Origin of the sequence: Sphingobacterium sp. UBA6645, assembly GCF_002455685.1 — a bacterium.
Classification (GTDB): domain Bacteria; phylum Bacteroidota; class Bacteroidia; order Sphingobacteriales; family Sphingobacteriaceae; genus Sphingobacterium; species Sphingobacterium hotanense.
Genome location: NZ_DKLH01000069.1, coordinates 1 through 16,914 on the forward strand (window position 1 = coordinate 1; position 16,914 = coordinate 16,914).

A 16,914-nucleotide genomic window follows, 5' to 3' on the forward strand; every position below is an offset into this window, starting at 1 on the left:
GAAAATAGGGAGGGTTACACGTTTGCTGATGTGTAGCATTTCGCAAACCTGTTCGCCTGATAGGTAGATTTCCCCTTTTAAGAGTGGGTGGAAATATTCACTGATATACAGCAGTTCATTTTTGATGCCTACCACAGCTTCGAGCAGAGCAAGCATATCCTCATTTGAATTTCCAATCTGTTTCATTTCTTTTGCTTTTTTAATGGTCGCTCTCCCTGCATCAGTAATTCCACATCTGATAATCTGAAATATGTCTTCCGATTGATTTGCGTTGCCCCAAGAATGCCTTTTGCTCTGTAAGTCTGCAAAGTTCTTTTGCTGATGTTGAGCAATTGGCAGGCTTCCTGTTGGTCGAGCCATTTCGTCGCCTGTTGCAATCCCTTGTAGGGTGCGGTCATTTCGGCAATCAATAGAGAAACTTCCTTTACTTCCCTGTGCAATTGGGTATTTCGGAGGGATTGTGCCATCGATTTGGGTCAAACCGTGCCACTTTTGAGATCGTACAATTATATGAAAAAGTTATTTTATATCCATCATATTTTTCCTTTACGTAAAGAGTCTCCTTCTAGATTTATCCTATGAGAAGAGTTCACAATTCTATCGAGTATGGCGTCTGCTACGGTTCCCTCTCCACCAATAATTTCGTACCATGCTGCCACAGGTATCTGGGAAGATATGATCGTCGATCTCTTTCCATGTCTGTCATCTATTATATCCATTAGCGATTCCCTGTCCTGAACATCAAGGGCTTGCAAGCCAAAGTCATCTAGTATCAATAATTCCATTTTATTTAGTTTATCCAGTTCTTTTAGGTATGTCCCGTCCACTTTACACAGCTTTAGCCTCTTGAAGATCCTGGATGTTATCCCATAAAAGGTTTTCTTTCCATAAAGGCACGCCTGATTTCCCAGTGCCTGTGCAATATAGCTTTTACCAGTTCCGGAGGCCCCGCATATAATTATATTCTCTTTGTGTGATATAAAGTCCAACGTGCTCAACCTGAGGAACATGTTCTTGTCCAGGTTCCTCTCATTGCGGTAATTGATGTCCGCTATGCTCGCCGTTTGTCTAAAGCAGGCCTGTTTGATCAGTCGTTCCGTTTTATTGTTTTCTCTTTCTTCCCATTGGTGATCCGTCAGGATTGCCAGATATTCATCACAGGTGATCCCTTCAAGCTTGTTCTGTTCTACGTTCTGCTGATGCAGTCGCGCCATTGCACCCAGGCGCATGTTCTTTAGTTTCTCGATTGTCTGATTGTTCATAATGTTATGATTTTAGTACTATTTATAGGCAGATGCGCCCCTGATGTTCGCATGGTAAGGGATATGGGGCTTTGGCTCTTCTCCCCCAGTTTCATCGTAGGGCAGTTTATCCATATTATTCTTTAAGATGTTTTTGATGTGTCCATATGAGCAAGCCTCAGTTTCCCAAGCTCTTCTGCAGGCATTGTTCAGTCTCTCTGAGCTATATGATCGATAAAGTTCAATGACACCCAGCGCTCTTTTGTAACCTATTTCCGGATAGTCCTGAGAAGTGAGGATCCTTTCCACGCACTTCAGCACATATTCTCCATGGGTAGCTGCCTTTCTCTTAAAGAACTCCGGATTCCAGTCCGAATAGAACTTGTGCGTACTGCTCAGGTGATCCGTATTGGTAATATAGCTACCCTTGGAGAGATTCCTGGGATGGAGAGCAATGCGCTGATGATTATAATATACTTCCACACGGGTATCTGTATAGTGTATCATGGTCTCTTTTCCTATGAAACGGTATGGAACGCTATAATAGCTCTTGTCGGGAGAGAAGTAGACATAGCCCATTTTCTGCACCTTTGCCCTTTTATAGTCCTTGAGTTCATAAGGCTCATCAGGAAGACTTTTGAGATACTGTCTCTCGATCCGTTGGTAGAGTTCGATCCTGCTTGATTCCTTCCGCTTGAAGAACAGTTCATTATAGCGCTTCAAGAGCTGTCTGATATGAACATTCAGCTCATCAAGTGAAAAAAATGTCATCTGCCGTATCGGGTAATAGATGCGTTGATAGGTCAGATGGACCGCATTTTCCACCAGGGCCTTGTCCTGCGCGGCATAGCTCCGGGTGGGATTGATCACGCAGTTGTAATGGCGGGCAAAGTCCTTGAAGGTCCGGTTGATCTCAGCTTCGTACTTGCTGGCCCTATTGACCGCTGATTTCAGGTTGTCCGATACGATGGCTCTGGGGACACCCTGAAAGAACTGCAGGGCATTCCTGCAGCAGGATATAAGATCTGCCCGCCTTTGTGTCATACATGCCTGAACATAAGTGTATTGGCTATAGGGAAGAATAGCGACAAATACTTCAACGTTCGTTACTTCGCCAGTATCACGGTCGACGATCTGGAGCTTCTTTCCAGCAAAGTCTATGAACATTTCCTGCCCGGCAACATGGTCGAGCTTCATGGAGCCTTTTTCTATAGGATATTTACGGCGGTAATGCTCCAGAAACTGGGTATAGCTATATGGATCTTTGCTCTGTTCGACATATTGCTGATAGTGGTACAGAAAGGTAAAGCCGGGATGGTTACGCGCCCTGTTTACACCCTCGAAAAACAGCATCAGTTCATTGTGACGGTCGGTATCGATCGTAGTATAGGAAGAAAATAATTCAGCTAAAGCGGCATTGTCCAACTCCAGAAGAGACGTGAAAGGGTAATCACTGGCAGAGAACAGTTTGATATAGGTATTTACGGTATTGCGTGAAATGCCCAAAATGACGGCTATTCTACGATTGCTCAAACCATCAATATGTAATGTAAGGATCTGTTTTAAGTCCATTGGATCAAGTATATTGGCCATGTCGCTGATTTTTTTTGGCGACAAGGTAATTTATTGATCTCAGAAAGTGGCACAAATCAAACCGTAAACCACTGCTGTTTAAAGAGTAGTGACATAGATGATGATTGACGGACGGTGGCACAAATCGAACCGTAATAACAAATTAAGGAGAGAATATGAAACCAAAATTTTCTTAAAAACTAATCTTGGCACAAATCGATCCGTAATATACTAAATCATTACTGGTCATATGGCACATTTTGAACCGTAATAACTGGCCCTAACAGACTTAAATGACTGGCACAAATCGATCCGAAATATCCAGCAATGCCTTCAAAATCTGAATGTCTAAAACTGTTATTTCCATACCTAATCAAATTAGACTTCAAAAATATAAGGTACTTATACAGGGCTTTCCAATGTTGCAGTCAGAGGTAGCATTTGGCGTTCAGATGCCAATTACTTTACTATATTGATTTTTGCTTTCCTACAATATATTGAGCCTGTCAGAAATGTTAATTGAGCCTTACAGCAAAGCTGTTTAATAACAAAAATGTTAAATTTGTACATTGATACTCTATAAATAATGAAAGAGAAGCAGGACGACAAATTAGAAACAATAAGCTATTCAGATATATTCCTTTCGTGTTTTTCTGAAAGCGGTACGCATTGCGTTCACTCAAAACCCGAACACGTTTTGTTATATCTGTATTCGGGCGAACAAGTGATTGTGGACAGAAATAAAAAGACAATCATAAAAGCAGGAGAATGTGCCTTTATCAGACGTGACCACCGATTGACAATGTACAAAAACAGCAAAGGAAAGGAGTTGTACAAAGGTATTTCATTGGTTTTTCAACGTAATGTTTTGCGTGATTTTTACAGCAAAATGAATAAATCAGAAATTCCGAAAGACATAAAAATTTCCGATAAAACCGTTTTTAAATTGCAAACTACACCAGCAATACAAAGTTTGTTTCAGTCGCTTACTCCGTATTTTGACAGTAACGTAAAACCAACGGAGGGCGTTATTCATCTGAAATTATTGGAGGGAATTTATGCCTTACTGAATAACAATGAATTGCTATACCCGATACTGTTCGACTTTGCCGAACCGTGGAAAATTGACCTTTTGGAATTTCTGAACAATAACTATATGGACGACCTCACAATGGAACAGATAGCCACATTTACAGGGCGAAGTTTAGCAACGTTTAAAAGGGATTTCAAAAAAATAAGCAACCTGACACCGCAAAAATGGCTGATAAAAAAACGTTTGGAAATGGCTTACATAAAGCTGAAAGAAGAAAACAAGAAAGTACAGGACGTTTGTACGGAAGTAGGTTTTAAAAATCTTTCTCACTTTTCTACGGCATTTAAAAAGCAATACGGAATACCACCGACCGAAATATATTAAATATGGATATAGTGAATATCAGAAAAGTAACACTAAACGACATTGACCAATTGCAAAAAATTGGTAAACAAACTTTCTATGAAACCTTTTCGGCAGAAAACACTGAAGAAAATATGATTAATTATTTAAACGAGGGATTTTCCATAGAAAAATTGACAACTGAATTAAGCGATAAAAATGCAGAATTTTACTTTGCAACACTTGACAATAACGTAGTCGGTTATCTAAAACTTAATTTCGGACAATCACAAACAGAATTGCAGGACGACACAGCACTTGAAATTGAACGCATTTATGTTCTCAAAGAATTTCACGGTAAAAAAGTCGGGCAAGTGCTTTATGAAAAAGCCATTGAAATTGCCAAACAGAAAAATGCTGACTATGTGTGGTTGGGCGTTTGGGAAGAAAACCCAAGAGCAATCAGCTTTTACAAGAAAAATGGTTTTGTTGAGTTTGACAAACACATTTTTAAATTGGGCAATGACGAACAGACAGATATAATGATGAAACTAAAATTGAAATAAGAGATTTAATAATCCATTTTGAGCTTTACAGAAAAGCAATTTGAGCCTTACAACAAAACCGTTGTAAGGCTTTGTTTTTAACTTTGCATTGTAAATAAGTAAGATAATGCAGACAACAGATATTTTTGAACGATTGAGAAAGGGCGAAACCATTTTACCAAACGACCCGCAAGCCTATAAAATGCGAGAGGCTTCATTCGCTACAAGGAAATTGCTTGTTCAGATGAACAACGTAACAGACCCGACAGAAGTCAGGGATTTGTTGAGCCAAATCACAGGTTCGGAAATTGACGAAAGCGTTACCGTTTTCACACCTTTGTACATCAATTACGGAAAGCACACCAAAATCGGAAAAAACGTATTTATCAATTTCGATTGCACTTTTTTGGATTTGGGGGGAATTACCATTGAAGATAACGTATTGATAGCACCGAAAGTCAGCTTGTTGTCAGAGGGACACCCTTTAGAACCCGAGAACAGACACGCACTTATCCCTAAACCTATCCATATCAAAAAGAACGCTTGGATTGGTGCAGGAGCAACCATTTTGCAAGGCGTAACCATTGGCGAAAATGCTGTTGTAGCTTCGGGTGCGGTTGTTTCAAAAGACGTTCCCGATAATACGGTTGTTGGTGGCATTCCTGCAAAAATTATTAAAACAATTTAAAACAGAAATAAAATGAAAAGATTATCAATTGTAGCAATTACGGCTCTGATGTTTTTAGGGCAATCCTGTAATCAAAACTCAAATACTAATAACGAAAATTCAGATAAGATGAACAGTACAGAACAAACGGAAGAACATTATACTTTTGAATTAAGTGATAAAATTACCCGTCAAAAAGTAACTTTCAAAAACCGTTACGGCATTACGCTTACAGGCGATTTATACAGTCCAAAAAGTCATAGCAACGAGGCTTTGCCTGCGTTGGCTATTAGCGGACCTTTTGGAGCGGTAAAAGAGCAATCTTCGGGATTGTATGCCAACCAAATGGCAGAACGTGGATTTGTTGTATTGGCTTTTGACCCGTCATACACAGGCGAAAGTGGCGGAGAGCCTCGTAATGTTGCTTCGCCTGACATCAGTTCGGAAGATTTCAGTTCGGCTGTAGATTTTCTCGGCATACAGAAAAATGTGGACAGAAACAAAATCGGTATCATCGGGATTTGCGGTTGGGCAGGTTTTGCATTAAACGCTACTGCCATTGATAAGCGTGTAAAAGCCGTTGCTACAACAAGTATGTATGATATGACGAGAGTAATGTCAAAAGGCTATAACGATGCCACAACATTGGAACAACGTGCCAAAATTTTAGAAGAATTAGGAGAACAGCGTTGGAAAGATGCAGAAAATGGCACACCTGCCTATCAACCTGCGTATAATAAATTAAGTGGTGGAGAAGCACAGTTTCAAATCGAGTATCACGATTATTATATGACACCAAGAGGTTACCACGAACGTTCAATAAATTCGGGAAATGCGTGGACAATTACCACTCCAATATCATTTATGAATATGCCGATTTTGACCTATATTAAAGAGATTTCGCCAAGACCGATGTTGTTGATTGCAGGCGAAAATGCACACTCACGTTATTTCAGTGAAGATGCTTATAAAATGGCTTCCGAACCTAAAGAACTAATCATAGTTCCTAATGCTGTTCACGTTGATTTGTACGACAAAGTTGATGTAATTCCATTCGACAAATTAGATACGTTCTTTAAAGAACATTTAAAATAAGGATTATGAAACAACCATTTTTAGTAATGATGTTATTGGTTTCTGTCTTGTGTAGCAGTGCCACGTCTTGCGACAAAAACGATGATAACAACACGGAAAATACTACTCCTATGCCAAATGGAAAAATCAAAATAACGGTTAATTCACAAACCTTTATGGCTACGCTTTTGGACAATAATTCAGCAAAGGCATTTAAGGAAATGTTGCCTTTAACAATCAATATGATTGAACTAAACGGTAACGAAAAATATTATGATTTGCCCAACAGTTTACCGACAAATTCGTCCAATCCGCAAACCATAAAAAATGGCGATTTGATGTTGTACGGTTCAAAAACTTTGGTGCTATTCTATAAAACCTTTTCCACGTCTTACAGCTATACAAAATTAGGTGCAATAGATGATGTAACAGGTTTGGCAACTGCATTGGGTTCGGGAAATGTAACCGTAACTTTTGAAGTGGAATAAATTCGATAAGCAAAAATATAAGCGATAAAAAAGAGCCTTTCAGCAAGTTGTTGAAAGGCTTTGTGGGTAAAAGGAATTAAAACCATTCCCAAAAAAGAACAAAAAGGTAGCAAAGATAAGGCGGACACCCACCGCACTGCCCAACCAAAAGACTACGGCATAATGGCAGGGCAAAATAAGGTGGCTTCGCCGAGTTATTGTGTTGCCCTGCCACCCTTCGGGACTTATTCCGTTTCCTTTTGGTTTTTCCGCTTGTCCGCCTTGATTGAATGGCTTTCTTTTTTTTCTGTTTTTTTCTTTTGGAAACAATTTTAAAAAAAAACTTTTGTGTTTAAATTTATTATCGTAATATTGCGATATAAAAACAAAGATATGGGACTTACCAAATCGGAAATATTCACAGACGAACAAAATAAATTAGCTTCTCTGTTTAAGATTTTGGCACACCCTGCAAGGGTTGCCATACTCCAACACATCATCCACCAGAAAGCCTGTATCTGTAACGATTTGGTCGAGGAATTGGGCTTGGCACAGGCAACCATTTCACAGCACTTAAAGGAATTGAAGAACACAGGTATCATTCAGGGAACAATCGAGGGGAAATCCGTTTGCTATTGTATTGATGAAAATGTTTGGAAAAAAATCCAAACTGATTTTAATACGTTTTTCAATCAGGAAGTAAAGGTAAACAAGTGCTGTTAACCGTTTTTTTTAGTATTTAACATCGTTATATTGCGATATATCATTTAGTAAATCATTTTAAAATTTAAAAACAATGAAACTATCAAACATCAAAGAAATCTTACCAACATTGGACAATGTTGAATTTCAGTTAGAGAACGGAACATTTGTACCCGAACATTTCCACGTTACGGAAATTGGTGTAATTACCAAACACTTTATTGATTGTGGCGGAACGATTAGAAATGAAAAAGTTGTCAATTTCCAATTATGGAATGCTAACGACTTTGAACACCGATTAAAGCCGACCAAACTATTAAACATCATCAAACTATCCGAAGAAAAATTAGGTATTGAAGATGCCGAAATAGAAGTAGAATACCAAAGCGAAACAGTTGGTAAATACGATTTGGATTTTAACGGAAACACTTTTGTACTAAAGAACAAACAAACCGCTTGCTTGGCAAGTGATGCCTGCGGTATTCCTGTCGAAAAACAGAAAGTAAAATTATCAGAGCTGAATAACGCTTGTTGTACACCTAATTCGGGATGTTGTTAAATACTAAAAACAAAATACGATGTATCAAAAACTAATCGAAATCATTAACAACAAAATAGACGTTCACAGCATCAGCGAAGAACGTAAAAACATATTACAGCCGTTAATAGATTTTATACAACAAAAAGTAAACGACAGGCAGGATATAAACCTCAATTTCATTTGTACCCACAATTCACGCAGAAGCCATTTATCGCAGGTTTGGGCACAGGTAGCATCAGCACATTTTAATATCCCAAATGTTCATTGCTATTCGGGCGGTACGGAAGAAACGGCACTATTTCCGAAAGTCGCAGAAACATTGACAAATCAGGGATTTAATATTTTCAAAATTGCAGACACCAACAACCGTGTATATGCTATAAAGTACAGCGATAATGCTTTGCCTGTTATCGGTTTTTCAAAGAAATATGATAGCCCTTTTAATCCTATATCAGCATTCACAGCCATTATGACTTGTTCACAGGCAGACGGTGGCTGTCCGTTTATAGCAGGAGCGGAAAAAAGAATACCTATCACATTTGAAGACCCGAAAATTTCAGACGGTACAACAGAACAGACAAAGGTATATGCAGAAAGAAGTTTGCAGATAGCTACCGAAATGTTCTATGTTTTTTCAATGATTAAAAAATAACCGATGCAACCAAAACTAAAATTTCTTGACCGTTACCTAACCTTATGGATATTCCTTGCAATGGCGTTAGGTGTGGGCTTGGGCTATTTCTTTCCCAATATTTCCAATGTAACAGACAGCCTGTCCATAGGTACGACCAATATTCCGTTGGCAATAGGTTTGATACTGATGATGTATCCGCCATTGGCAAAAGTTGATTATTCGCTATTGCCCAAAGCATTTAAGGATAAAAAGGTAATCGGAATATCCTTATTGTTGAATTGGGTAATCGGTACAGTGCTAATGTTCGGGTTAGCCGTTCTGTTTTTAAGGAACGAACCCGATTATATGGCAGGGTTGATTTTGATAGGATTGGCAAGGTGTATCGCAATGGTTATCGTATGGAGCGATTTGGCAAAAGCCAACAGGGAATATACGGCATTATTGGTAGCGTTAAATAGTATCTTTCAGATATTGAGTTACAGTTTTTTGGTTTGGCTTTTCATCAACGTATTGCCGAGCAAATTAGGATTAGCTAATTTCAGTGTAAGCGTATCAATGAAAGATGTAACCGAAAGCGTTTTGATATACTTGGGTATTCCTTTTTTCGCAGGTTTTATAAGCCGTTACGCATTGGTAAAATCAAAAGGCATAGAATGGTATAACAGAACATTCGTACCCCGAATATCGCCCATTACATTATATGCTTTATTGTTTACCATTGTACTGATGTTCAGTTTGAAAGGCGACAAGATATTGGAGTTGCCAATGGATGTGATAAAGATAGCAATACCGCTAATTATCTATTTTGTACTAATGTTTTTTGTGAGCTTCTTTATAAGCAAATCCCTGAATGTTCCCTATGACAAAAACGCATCAATCGCATTTACAGCCACAGGAAACAATTTTGAATTGGCAATAGCCGTAGCAATAGCGGTATTCGGTATTCATTCGCCACAAGCATTTGTGGGCGTTATCGGACCATTGGTTGAAGTTCCTGTATTGATACTGTTGGTAAGAGCAAGTTTATGGTTAAGGAAAAGGTACTACAAGCAAATTTAAACTTGCACAGTATTTGTAAAAACCTGCCCCTACTTTAGTATATCAAAACAACGGCTTGTGCTTCTCGTTATAGATTTCCTTAATCAACTCCCCGAACTCCTGAAAATGATATTCGATAATGTTGTCCAGATACGCATAAATCGTCAGCTTGTCAATGCCCATAATGTTGGTAAGCCTGTTAAATGTTTCGTGGTGTTCCTGTCGTACATAGACCGATTTGCCTTTGCTTGCCGTTGTCGTAGGGATTTTAAAGAACTGTCCGCAGTAATCCTCTTTCGTTAGCTTCTTTGGCTTTGAGGTATTTCGTTTGGTATTACTTGCAGTCGGTTTTGTATCTTCCGTTTCTATGGATTTTTCGTCTTCGGTAAAGTCGTCCCGATGTGTTACGGCTTGCTGTTCCTGTTGGGGATTTTTCTTGTCGCTACCGATAATCATTTCCATAAAATCCTGTTCTTCGGGTTGCTGTTTTTTGTCGTTTTCGTGTATCATATCATTCAATTTTAATATTGTTTCAAATTAGCTGTTTAGTTACCTGAATAGTCAGTTGCATATACTGTTGTACCTATGCACCTGCATACCCTTAATTAACTGTTTCATTAGCTGAAAAATCCGTAATTCATCTGCAATCAATCACGCAAATTAGCTGTCGGGATTTATGCTGATTAATTACATCATTAAGAATGTAACCAATCAGCCAACTAACCACACAAAGGAAATAAAAACAATCCCAACCCGCATAAACGTGGCAGTCAGTGGCACTATTTGGCGTTCATTGTCGTGTTTGTAAATTACTGTATTTCAAATAGTCTTACCGAACTTTGTAAACGGAAGCGGTTGGTTTTTTCGGCTAACTCCAATCCGTTTGCAAAACGGATTTTTCTGAACTCCTGTTCAGAGCAAGTTATCTTTTGAGGTACTCGAAATAAATTTCCGTACCTCAACAGCACTTGCCCTTGCAGGGGCTGAAAACCGCTCCAAAGTCGCAGTTTTGGTTTAACATTAAATGGATTTATTATGGAAGAAAAGAACAGTAAACAAATCAGGAAAACAGGGAGAAAACCTAAGAACGACCCTGCGGTCAATCGGTATTCCATTAACCTGAATGCAGAGGAAAATGCCAAATTTCTTGCCCTCTTTGACCAATCGGGTATGAACGTAAAGGCACATTTCATTACAGCCTGTATCTTTCAGAAAACGGTAAAGACCGTAAAAATTGATATGAATGCCGTAGAATACCATGCAGTATTGACCAAATTTTTTGGTCAGTTTCGGGGAATAGCAACCAATTATAATCAGATTGTAAGGTTATTGAACGCCAATTTTTCAGAGAAAAAAGCATCTGCATATCTCTATAAATTGGAAAAACAGACAGCAGAAATGAAAGAACTATTGCTAAAGGTTTTAATTCTTACCGATGAATTTGAAAAGAAATATCTGAATAAAGAGTGAAATTATGATTGCAAAAATCGGAAAGGGAAGCAATATGTATGGAGCGATTTTGTACAATCAGCAGAAAGTGGAAACGGAAAATGGAGCGGTTTTGTTGCTGAACAAAATACCCGACACAATGAACGGCAGGTATTCCGTAACGTATTTTAACAAGTGCTTTGAGCCGTATTTGTCGGCGAACATCAAAACGGAGAAGACAGTACGGCATATTTCTTTGAACCCAGACCCGAAAGACAAGGTTAGCGATGAACAGTTTACGGAAATGGCACAGGAATATATGGAACGTATGGGCTACGGCAATCAGCCCTATATTGTTTTCAAACATACGGACATTGACCGCACACATATCCACATCGTTTCGACCTGCGTAGGCATTGACGGCAAGAAAATCCCCGATGATTACGACCACCCGCGTTCAATGGCTATCTGTCGGGATTTGGAACAGAAATACAACCTGCACAAAGCAACTGAGCAGGAGCAGAAACAGGGCAATAAAGTTTTTAAACCTGTTGATTATCAGCGTGGCGATATAAAGAGCCAAATCGCTTCGGTAGTCCGTCATTTGCCAAAATATTACAGCTTTCCGACTATGGGAAGCTATAATGCTTTGCTTTCCCTATTCAACATTACAGCGGAAGAAGTAAAAGGCGAACGTAACGGTCAGACCGTAAACGGATTGGTGTATGTGGCATTGGAGGAAAACGGAAACAAGGCAAGCAATCCTTTCAAAGCATCGCTATTCGGAAAAGATGCAGGCGTGACACAATTGCAAAAGCATTTTGAACAGTCAAAAGAGAAAATGAAAACCAACCCTGTAAGGTCAGTTTTAAAGAATACCGTTGAATTGGCTATGCACACGACAAGCAACGAAATAGAATTTAGAAAACAATTGACCGAACAGGGCATTAATACCGTTGTTCGTAGAAACGACAACGGACGGGTTTACGGTATAACTTTTATCGACCACGAGAGCCGTAGTGTTTGGAACGGTTCACAGTTAGACAGAAACCTGTCGGCAAATGTATTCAATGATTGGTGGAACAACGGCAACAAACCCGAATTAAAAATACAGGACAGCCCTGTTTCCAAAACAAATACATTGGACGAATTGCCAACGAAAGACCTTTTTGAGTTTATCCCACAGGAACATTCGGCTAATTACGATTTGGGATTATTCAGCTTGTTACCCGATGCACAGGGCGTGGATTACGAAGAAGAACAGTTTGCCAACCGGATGAAGAAGAAAAAGAAAAAAGGGAGGAGATTGTAATACAATTATCTTTGTCAAAAGAGGTTTAAAAGATATTTTCAATACATTTGCAATATGAAGTATTTATCATACATATTAGCATTATTAATGTTGGTCTTATCGACCGCACCTTGCTTTATGGAAGATAAATGTCTTGAAACCGAACAGCAAACAACAAGTAGCCAAGAGCAAAACGATGATGATTGCGGAATGGCGTGTTGCTCGCCTTTTTCCAAGTGTAATACCTGTACAGGATTTGTAATAGCCTCTTTTTATTTTTCGACAATAAACTCTATACAACTACCTGTAAAGAAAGCAGGTGCAATACCTGCACCGTCTGTTTCAGACTTTCCTTATTCTATTTGGCATCCCCCACAATTGGCTTAATATATGGTGCTTTCCGCACAAACTGATTTGTTACGGTGTTTTCCACCGTTATTATTTATTAAATATTAAGCATTATTTTCAATGAAAAAAATACTCATTGTGTCATTTTTTATGGCACTCAACCTTTGTGTATATGCACAAAATACGTTCAAAGCTGTAATTAAAGACAGTGAAAAAAAAGAGCCTTTAATGGGCGTAACTGCACAGGTTACAGGCACTACAATCGCAACAACTTCAGATGAAAACGGAGAGGTTATATTAACAGGTATTCCAAACGGTTTACAGGAAATTCAATTTAGTTATATCGGTTTTGCCCAACGTACCGACAGCTTTAATTTTCCGTTAGAAGATACAGCTCCGATTGAAATCCTACTTTCTGAACAATCGGAAGATTTGGAAGAAATCGTTATTTCATCAACAAGAAGTACAAGAACTATCCAAAATATCCCTACACGCATTGAGTTTATAGGAAGTGAGGAGTTAGACGAAAAAGGCAATATGAAAGCAGGGGATATTCGTATGCTTTTGGCTGAAAGCACAGGTATTCACGTACAAACCACATCGCCCACAAGTGCCAATGCAAGTATTCGTATTCAAGGGCTTGACGGACGATATACGCAAATTTTAAAAGATGGTTTTCCTATTTATTCGGGTGCTTCGAGCGGATTGGGTTTGTTGCAAATTCCACCGCTTGACTTAAAGCAGGTTGAAGTTATTAAGGGTTCAACATCTACGCTGTACGGTGGTGGAGCAATAGCAGGTTTGGTAAATCTGATTTCCAAGACACCAACGGAAGAAAGGGATTTGCGTTTTCATTTAAACGGAACATCGGGCAGGGGTTTAGACATCAACGGTTTTTACGGACAGAAGTTTAAGAAAATCGGAACAACAATATTTGCTTCGCATAATCGCAACGGAGCTTACGACCCTGCACAAATCGGGCTTTCTGCCATTCCCCAATTTGAAAGGTATGTACTGAACCCTAAATTATTTGTTTACTTCAATGATAAAACAAAAATGAACTTCGGCATTAACACCACCATTGAAAACCGTTTGGGTGGCGATATGCTTTACATCAAAGGCAAAGGCGATAACACACACCAATATTTTGAAGAAAACAAAACACAACGCTATTCCACCCAATTTGTTTTTGACCATACGGTAAACGAAAACAGTTTTGTACAGGTAAAGAACAGCGTAAGTTATTTTAACCGCAATACAGCTATTCCCAATTACGAGTTTGAGGGAACACAAACAGCCACTTTTACGGAAGCAAGTTATACCCACAGCAAAGAAAAATCAGAATGGGTAACAGGCGTGAATGTTTGGACGGACAATTTTAAAGAAAAGCAGATTACCGCATTTCCGTTGAGAGATTACAACCAAACAACATTCGGGGCTTTCGTTCAAAATTCTTTTAAGGCTACGGATTGGCTTCAATTAGAAACAGGTTTAAGAACGGATTACGTGATAGATTACGGAGCTGTTTTTTTGCCAAGAGTATCGGCATTGTTTAGGATTGCAAACGGATTGACTTCACGTATCGGGGGCGGATTTGGCTACAAAACACCAACCATTTTTACCGAAGAAAGCGAATGCATACAATATCAAAACGTAATGCCTATTGATGATAATACCAATAAATTAGAAAAGAGCTACGGAGCAAATGCAGACATAAATTACCGTACTAATATTGGCGATGATTGGACATTCAGCATCAATCATTTATTCTTTTACACCTATTTGGATAACCCTTTGTTGCTTCAAAATATAGCTACAAATACATATCAGTTCATCAATTCATCGGGCTACATTCATACCAAAGGAACAGAAACAAATATCAAAATCGGTTATGATGATTTTAAATTGTTTTTGGGCTACACCTTTACCGATACCCGATTGCTTGAAAACGGAACAAATACCGAAAATCCACTAACACCAAAACACCGCATTAACTCTGTACTGATGTATGAAATAGAGGATAAATGGAAGATTGGTTTGGAAGCCTATTATTTCAGTCCGCAAAAGCTCAACGACGGAACAATAGGAAAAGACTATGTGATGTGTGGCTTTATGGCTGAAAAAATTTGGGAACGGTTTTCTTTGTACATCAACTTTGAAAATTTCCTTGATACAAGGCAGACACGTTTCGACAACATTTATACAGGTACAATAACCAACCCTGTTTTTAAAGACATCTATGCACCATTAGACGGATTTGTAATTAATGGTGGAATAAAATTTAGACTTTAAGAAGATGAATAAAACCATATTTAATATAACAAAAATGGATTGCCCAAGTGAGGAGCAATTAATCCGTATGAAACTGCAAAACTTTGATACGGTAAAGTCATTGGAATTTGATATTCCCAATAGAAAACTAAATGTTTACCATAGTGGAAACCCAGAGCCGATTTTTTCGGCTTTGGAAACCTTGAACCTAAATACAACGTTGATTTCAACCGAAGAAACTAACGCAGTTGTTGAAACAGATACAAGCAATAGCCAACGGAAACTACTATGGACGGTATTGATTATCAATTTCGTTTTCTTTGGATTGGAAATGTTGTTCGGTATTTTTTCCAACTCAATGGGATTGGTAGCGGATAGCTTGGATATGCTTGCCGATAGCATCGTTTACGCATTGGCTTTGTTTGCTGTTGGGGGTACGATTGCAAGAAAAAACAATATCGCCAAATTTGCAGGTTACTTTCAAATTCTGTTAGCCGTTATCGGTTTTGTTGAAGTTATCAGACGTTTTATCGGAGTAGAAGCGGTGCCCGATTTCAAAACAATGATTGTTGTTTCCGTTTTGGCATTGATAGCAAACGTACTTTGTCTTTACCTGTTGCAAAAGAACAAGAGTAAAGAAGCCCATATGCAGGCTTCGATGATTTTCACGTCAAACGATGTTATAATCAATTCGGGGGTTATCGTTGCAGGAATTTTGGTCAATTGGTTAAACTCGAGCTATCCCGATTTGATTATCGGAGCTATTGTATTTGTAGTTGTGGCAAGAGGAGCGTATAGGATATTGAAATTGGCGAAGTAGTTGTTAAGTTCCCTATTTTAACTAATAGAAAAGACAGGGTAATGAAAATACAGGTATTAAAGCTGTTGTGAAAGTATTTGATTAAAACGGAAGAACAAGGACGAAAGATAGAGTTTTATTCTCTCAGTATTATGTAAAAAGGGCTTAAAAAGCCCTTTTTTCTTTTCCTAATAATCCAGACAGGGAATAAAATGTTCATTTGTTTTTGAGAAACAAATATTTTGTATATTTGCTATGAGCTAACGGAAACGTGTTGAAAAGCAAAGCAATAAGCACCGTTACCAAATCGTTACCTTACTATCTTTGATTATCCACATAAGAGTCTTGTATTCAACTAATAGGGCTTTTTCCTGAAAACTTTAAAATAAAAAGACAATGAAAAAATTATTGATATTAGGAATTTCATTTTTATTGTTCTCCTGTAATCAGGAGAATAAACAAGGGCAAAACACGAATAACATGCCAACTACGGAGCCTTTACCTTCGTCGGCTTCGTCGAGTACGCCTGCAGGCTTACCCGAAGGTGCAAAGAGTTTTATAGCTACACATTTTCCTGAGGCCGGAATCACAAAAACAGAAGATAAGATGTCGCCATCAAAAGATGGGACTATGCACGAAGCAAAACTTAGCGAGGGCACGGAGATAGACTTCGATAAGGATGGAAATTGGACGGAGATCAGCACCGAAGGTATGGAGGCTATACCATTGGCGGTTCTGCCACAGGCAATACAAGACCATCTGAATGCGAATTTTAACGGATTGGCAGTGCAGTCAGCTGATAAAGAACCAACAGGCTATGAGTTGGAATTAGCGAATGAAACGGAATTATATTACGATTTAAATGGTAAGTTTATTCGACAAGGGCGATAAAATACCTACACTAAAAAAGAAAGGGCTATC

The 16,914-nt window shown here is 38.6% G+C and carries 19 protein-coding genes and 1 pseudogene; 16 read left to right on the plus strand and 4 right to left on the minus strand.

Annotation, left to right across the window (positions count from 1 at the left end):
- The 3 genes and pseudogenes from B2400_RS17930 to istA form a co-directional block, all read right to left on the minus strand.
- Positions 1–480 (minus strand): annotated as a pseudogene (locus B2400_RS17930) (hypothetical protein); the annotation flags it as partial.
- A 53-nt stretch (positions 481–533) separates the two neighbouring features.
- Positions 534–1,262, minus strand: coding sequence for an IS21-like element helper ATPase IstB (gene istB / locus B2400_RS12630; RefSeq protein WP_293933847.1), 729 nt, complete (start codon positions 1,260–1,262; stop codon positions 534–536).
- Between the two features lie 18 nt (positions 1,263–1,280).
- Positions 1,281–2,834 carry an IS21 family transposase gene (istA, locus tag B2400_RS12635; protein ID WP_260045431.1) on the minus strand — a complete coding sequence of 518 codons (1,554 nt, stop codon included), beginning with the start codon at positions 2,832–2,834 and terminating at the stop codon, positions 1,281–1,283.
- A 565-nt stretch (positions 2,835–3,399) separates the two neighbouring features.
- Here istA and B2400_RS12640 point away from each other — a divergent pair.
- From B2400_RS12640 to arsB, 10 genes are all read left to right on the plus strand, one after another.
- The gene (locus B2400_RS12640) at positions 3,400–4,230 is read left to right on the plus strand and encodes a helix-turn-helix domain-containing protein (RefSeq protein WP_293933850.1); all 831 of its coding nucleotides are present in this window, start codon (positions 3,400–3,402) and stop codon (positions 4,228–4,230) included.
- Between the two features lie 2 nt (positions 4,231–4,232).
- A complete protein-coding gene (locus B2400_RS12645) occupies positions 4,233–4,754 on the plus strand; it encodes a GNAT family N-acetyltransferase (RefSeq protein WP_293933853.1) in 522 nt (173 codons plus the stop codon).
- A 106-nt stretch (positions 4,755–4,860) separates the two neighbouring features.
- The gene (locus B2400_RS12650; protein WP_293933855.1) at positions 4,861–5,421 is read left to right on the plus strand and encodes a sugar O-acetyltransferase; all 561 of its coding nucleotides are present in this window, start codon (positions 4,861–4,863) and stop codon (positions 5,419–5,421) included.
- A 108-nt stretch (positions 5,422–5,529) separates the two neighbouring features.
- A complete protein-coding gene (locus tag B2400_RS12655) occupies positions 5,530–6,495 on the plus strand; it encodes an alpha/beta hydrolase (RefSeq protein WP_293933858.1) in 966 nt (321 codons plus the stop codon).
- Between the two features lie 5 nt (positions 6,496–6,500).
- Positions 6,501–6,962 (plus strand): cyclophilin-like fold protein, encoded by a 462-nt coding sequence (locus B2400_RS12660; RefSeq protein WP_293933861.1) that lies wholly within the window; start codon positions 6,501–6,503, stop codon positions 6,960–6,962.
- 60 nt (positions 6,963–7,022) lie between these two features.
- On the plus strand, positions 7,023–7,277 hold the full coding sequence (locus tag B2400_RS12665) for a hypothetical protein (protein ID WP_293933864.1): 255 nt from the start codon (positions 7,023–7,025) through the stop codon (positions 7,275–7,277).
- A gap of 57 nt (positions 7,278–7,334) precedes the next feature.
- Positions 7,335–7,664: an ArsR/SmtB family transcription factor gene (locus B2400_RS12670; RefSeq protein WP_293933867.1), complete on the plus strand. Its 330-nt coding sequence runs from the start codon at positions 7,335–7,337 to the stop codon at positions 7,662–7,664.
- 73 nt (positions 7,665–7,737) lie between these two features.
- Positions 7,738–8,202 (plus strand): DUF6428 family protein, encoded by a 465-nt coding sequence (locus B2400_RS12675; protein WP_293933870.1) that lies wholly within the window; start codon positions 7,738–7,740, stop codon positions 8,200–8,202.
- Positions 8,203–8,221: 19 nt separating this feature from the next.
- The gene (locus B2400_RS12680; protein WP_293933873.1) at positions 8,222–8,836 is read left to right on the plus strand and encodes a protein-tyrosine-phosphatase; all 615 of its coding nucleotides are present in this window, start codon (positions 8,222–8,224) and stop codon (positions 8,834–8,836) included.
- A gap of 3 nt (positions 8,837–8,839) precedes the next feature.
- Positions 8,840–9,877 carry an ACR3 family arsenite efflux transporter gene (arsB, locus tag B2400_RS12685; RefSeq protein WP_293933876.1) on the plus strand — a complete coding sequence of 346 codons (1,038 nt, stop codon included), beginning with the start codon at positions 8,840–8,842 and terminating at the stop codon, positions 9,875–9,877.
- A 42-nt stretch (positions 9,878–9,919) separates the two neighbouring features.
- Here arsB and B2400_RS12690 read toward each other — a convergent pair whose 3' ends face one another.
- On the minus strand, positions 9,920–10,366 hold the full coding sequence (locus B2400_RS12690; RefSeq protein WP_293933879.1) for a DUF3408 domain-containing protein: 447 nt from the start codon (positions 10,364–10,366) through the stop codon (positions 9,920–9,922).
- A 525-nt stretch (positions 10,367–10,891) separates the two neighbouring features.
- Between B2400_RS12690 and mobA the strand changes: the two genes are divergently transcribed.
- The 6 genes from mobA to B2400_RS12720 all read left to right on the plus strand — a co-directional run bounded on the left by mobA (position 10,892) and on the right by B2400_RS12720 (position 16,884).
- Entirely contained in the window at positions 10,892–11,326 is a 435-nt protein-coding gene (gene mobA, locus B2400_RS12695; protein ID WP_293933882.1) for a conjugal transfer protein MobA, read from the plus strand.
- 4 nt (positions 11,327–11,330) lie between these two features.
- On the plus strand, positions 11,331–12,596 hold the full coding sequence (gene mobB / locus B2400_RS12700) for a conjugal transfer protein MobB (protein WP_293933884.1): 1,266 nt from the start codon (positions 11,331–11,333) through the stop codon (positions 12,594–12,596).
- Positions 12,597–12,650: 54 nt separating this feature from the next.
- The gene (locus tag B2400_RS12705) at positions 12,651–12,962 is read left to right on the plus strand and encodes a hypothetical protein (RefSeq protein ID WP_293933887.1); all 312 of its coding nucleotides are present in this window, start codon (positions 12,651–12,653) and stop codon (positions 12,960–12,962) included.
- 81 nt (positions 12,963–13,043) lie between these two features.
- Positions 13,044–15,215 carry a TonB-dependent receptor gene (locus B2400_RS12710; RefSeq protein WP_293933890.1) on the plus strand — a complete coding sequence of 724 codons (2,172 nt, stop codon included), beginning with the start codon at positions 13,044–13,046 and terminating at the stop codon, positions 15,213–15,215.
- A 4-nt stretch (positions 15,216–15,219) separates the two neighbouring features.
- Positions 15,220–16,014, plus strand: a complete 795-nt coding sequence (locus B2400_RS12715; RefSeq protein WP_293933893.1) for a cation transporter — start codon at positions 15,220–15,222, stop codon at positions 16,012–16,014.
- 375 nt (positions 16,015–16,389) lie between these two features.
- Positions 16,390–16,884: a PepSY-like domain-containing protein gene (locus tag B2400_RS12720; RefSeq protein ID WP_293933896.1), complete on the plus strand. Its 495-nt coding sequence runs from the start codon at positions 16,390–16,392 to the stop codon at positions 16,882–16,884.
- The last annotated feature ends 30 nt before the right edge of the window (positions 16,885–16,914 follow it).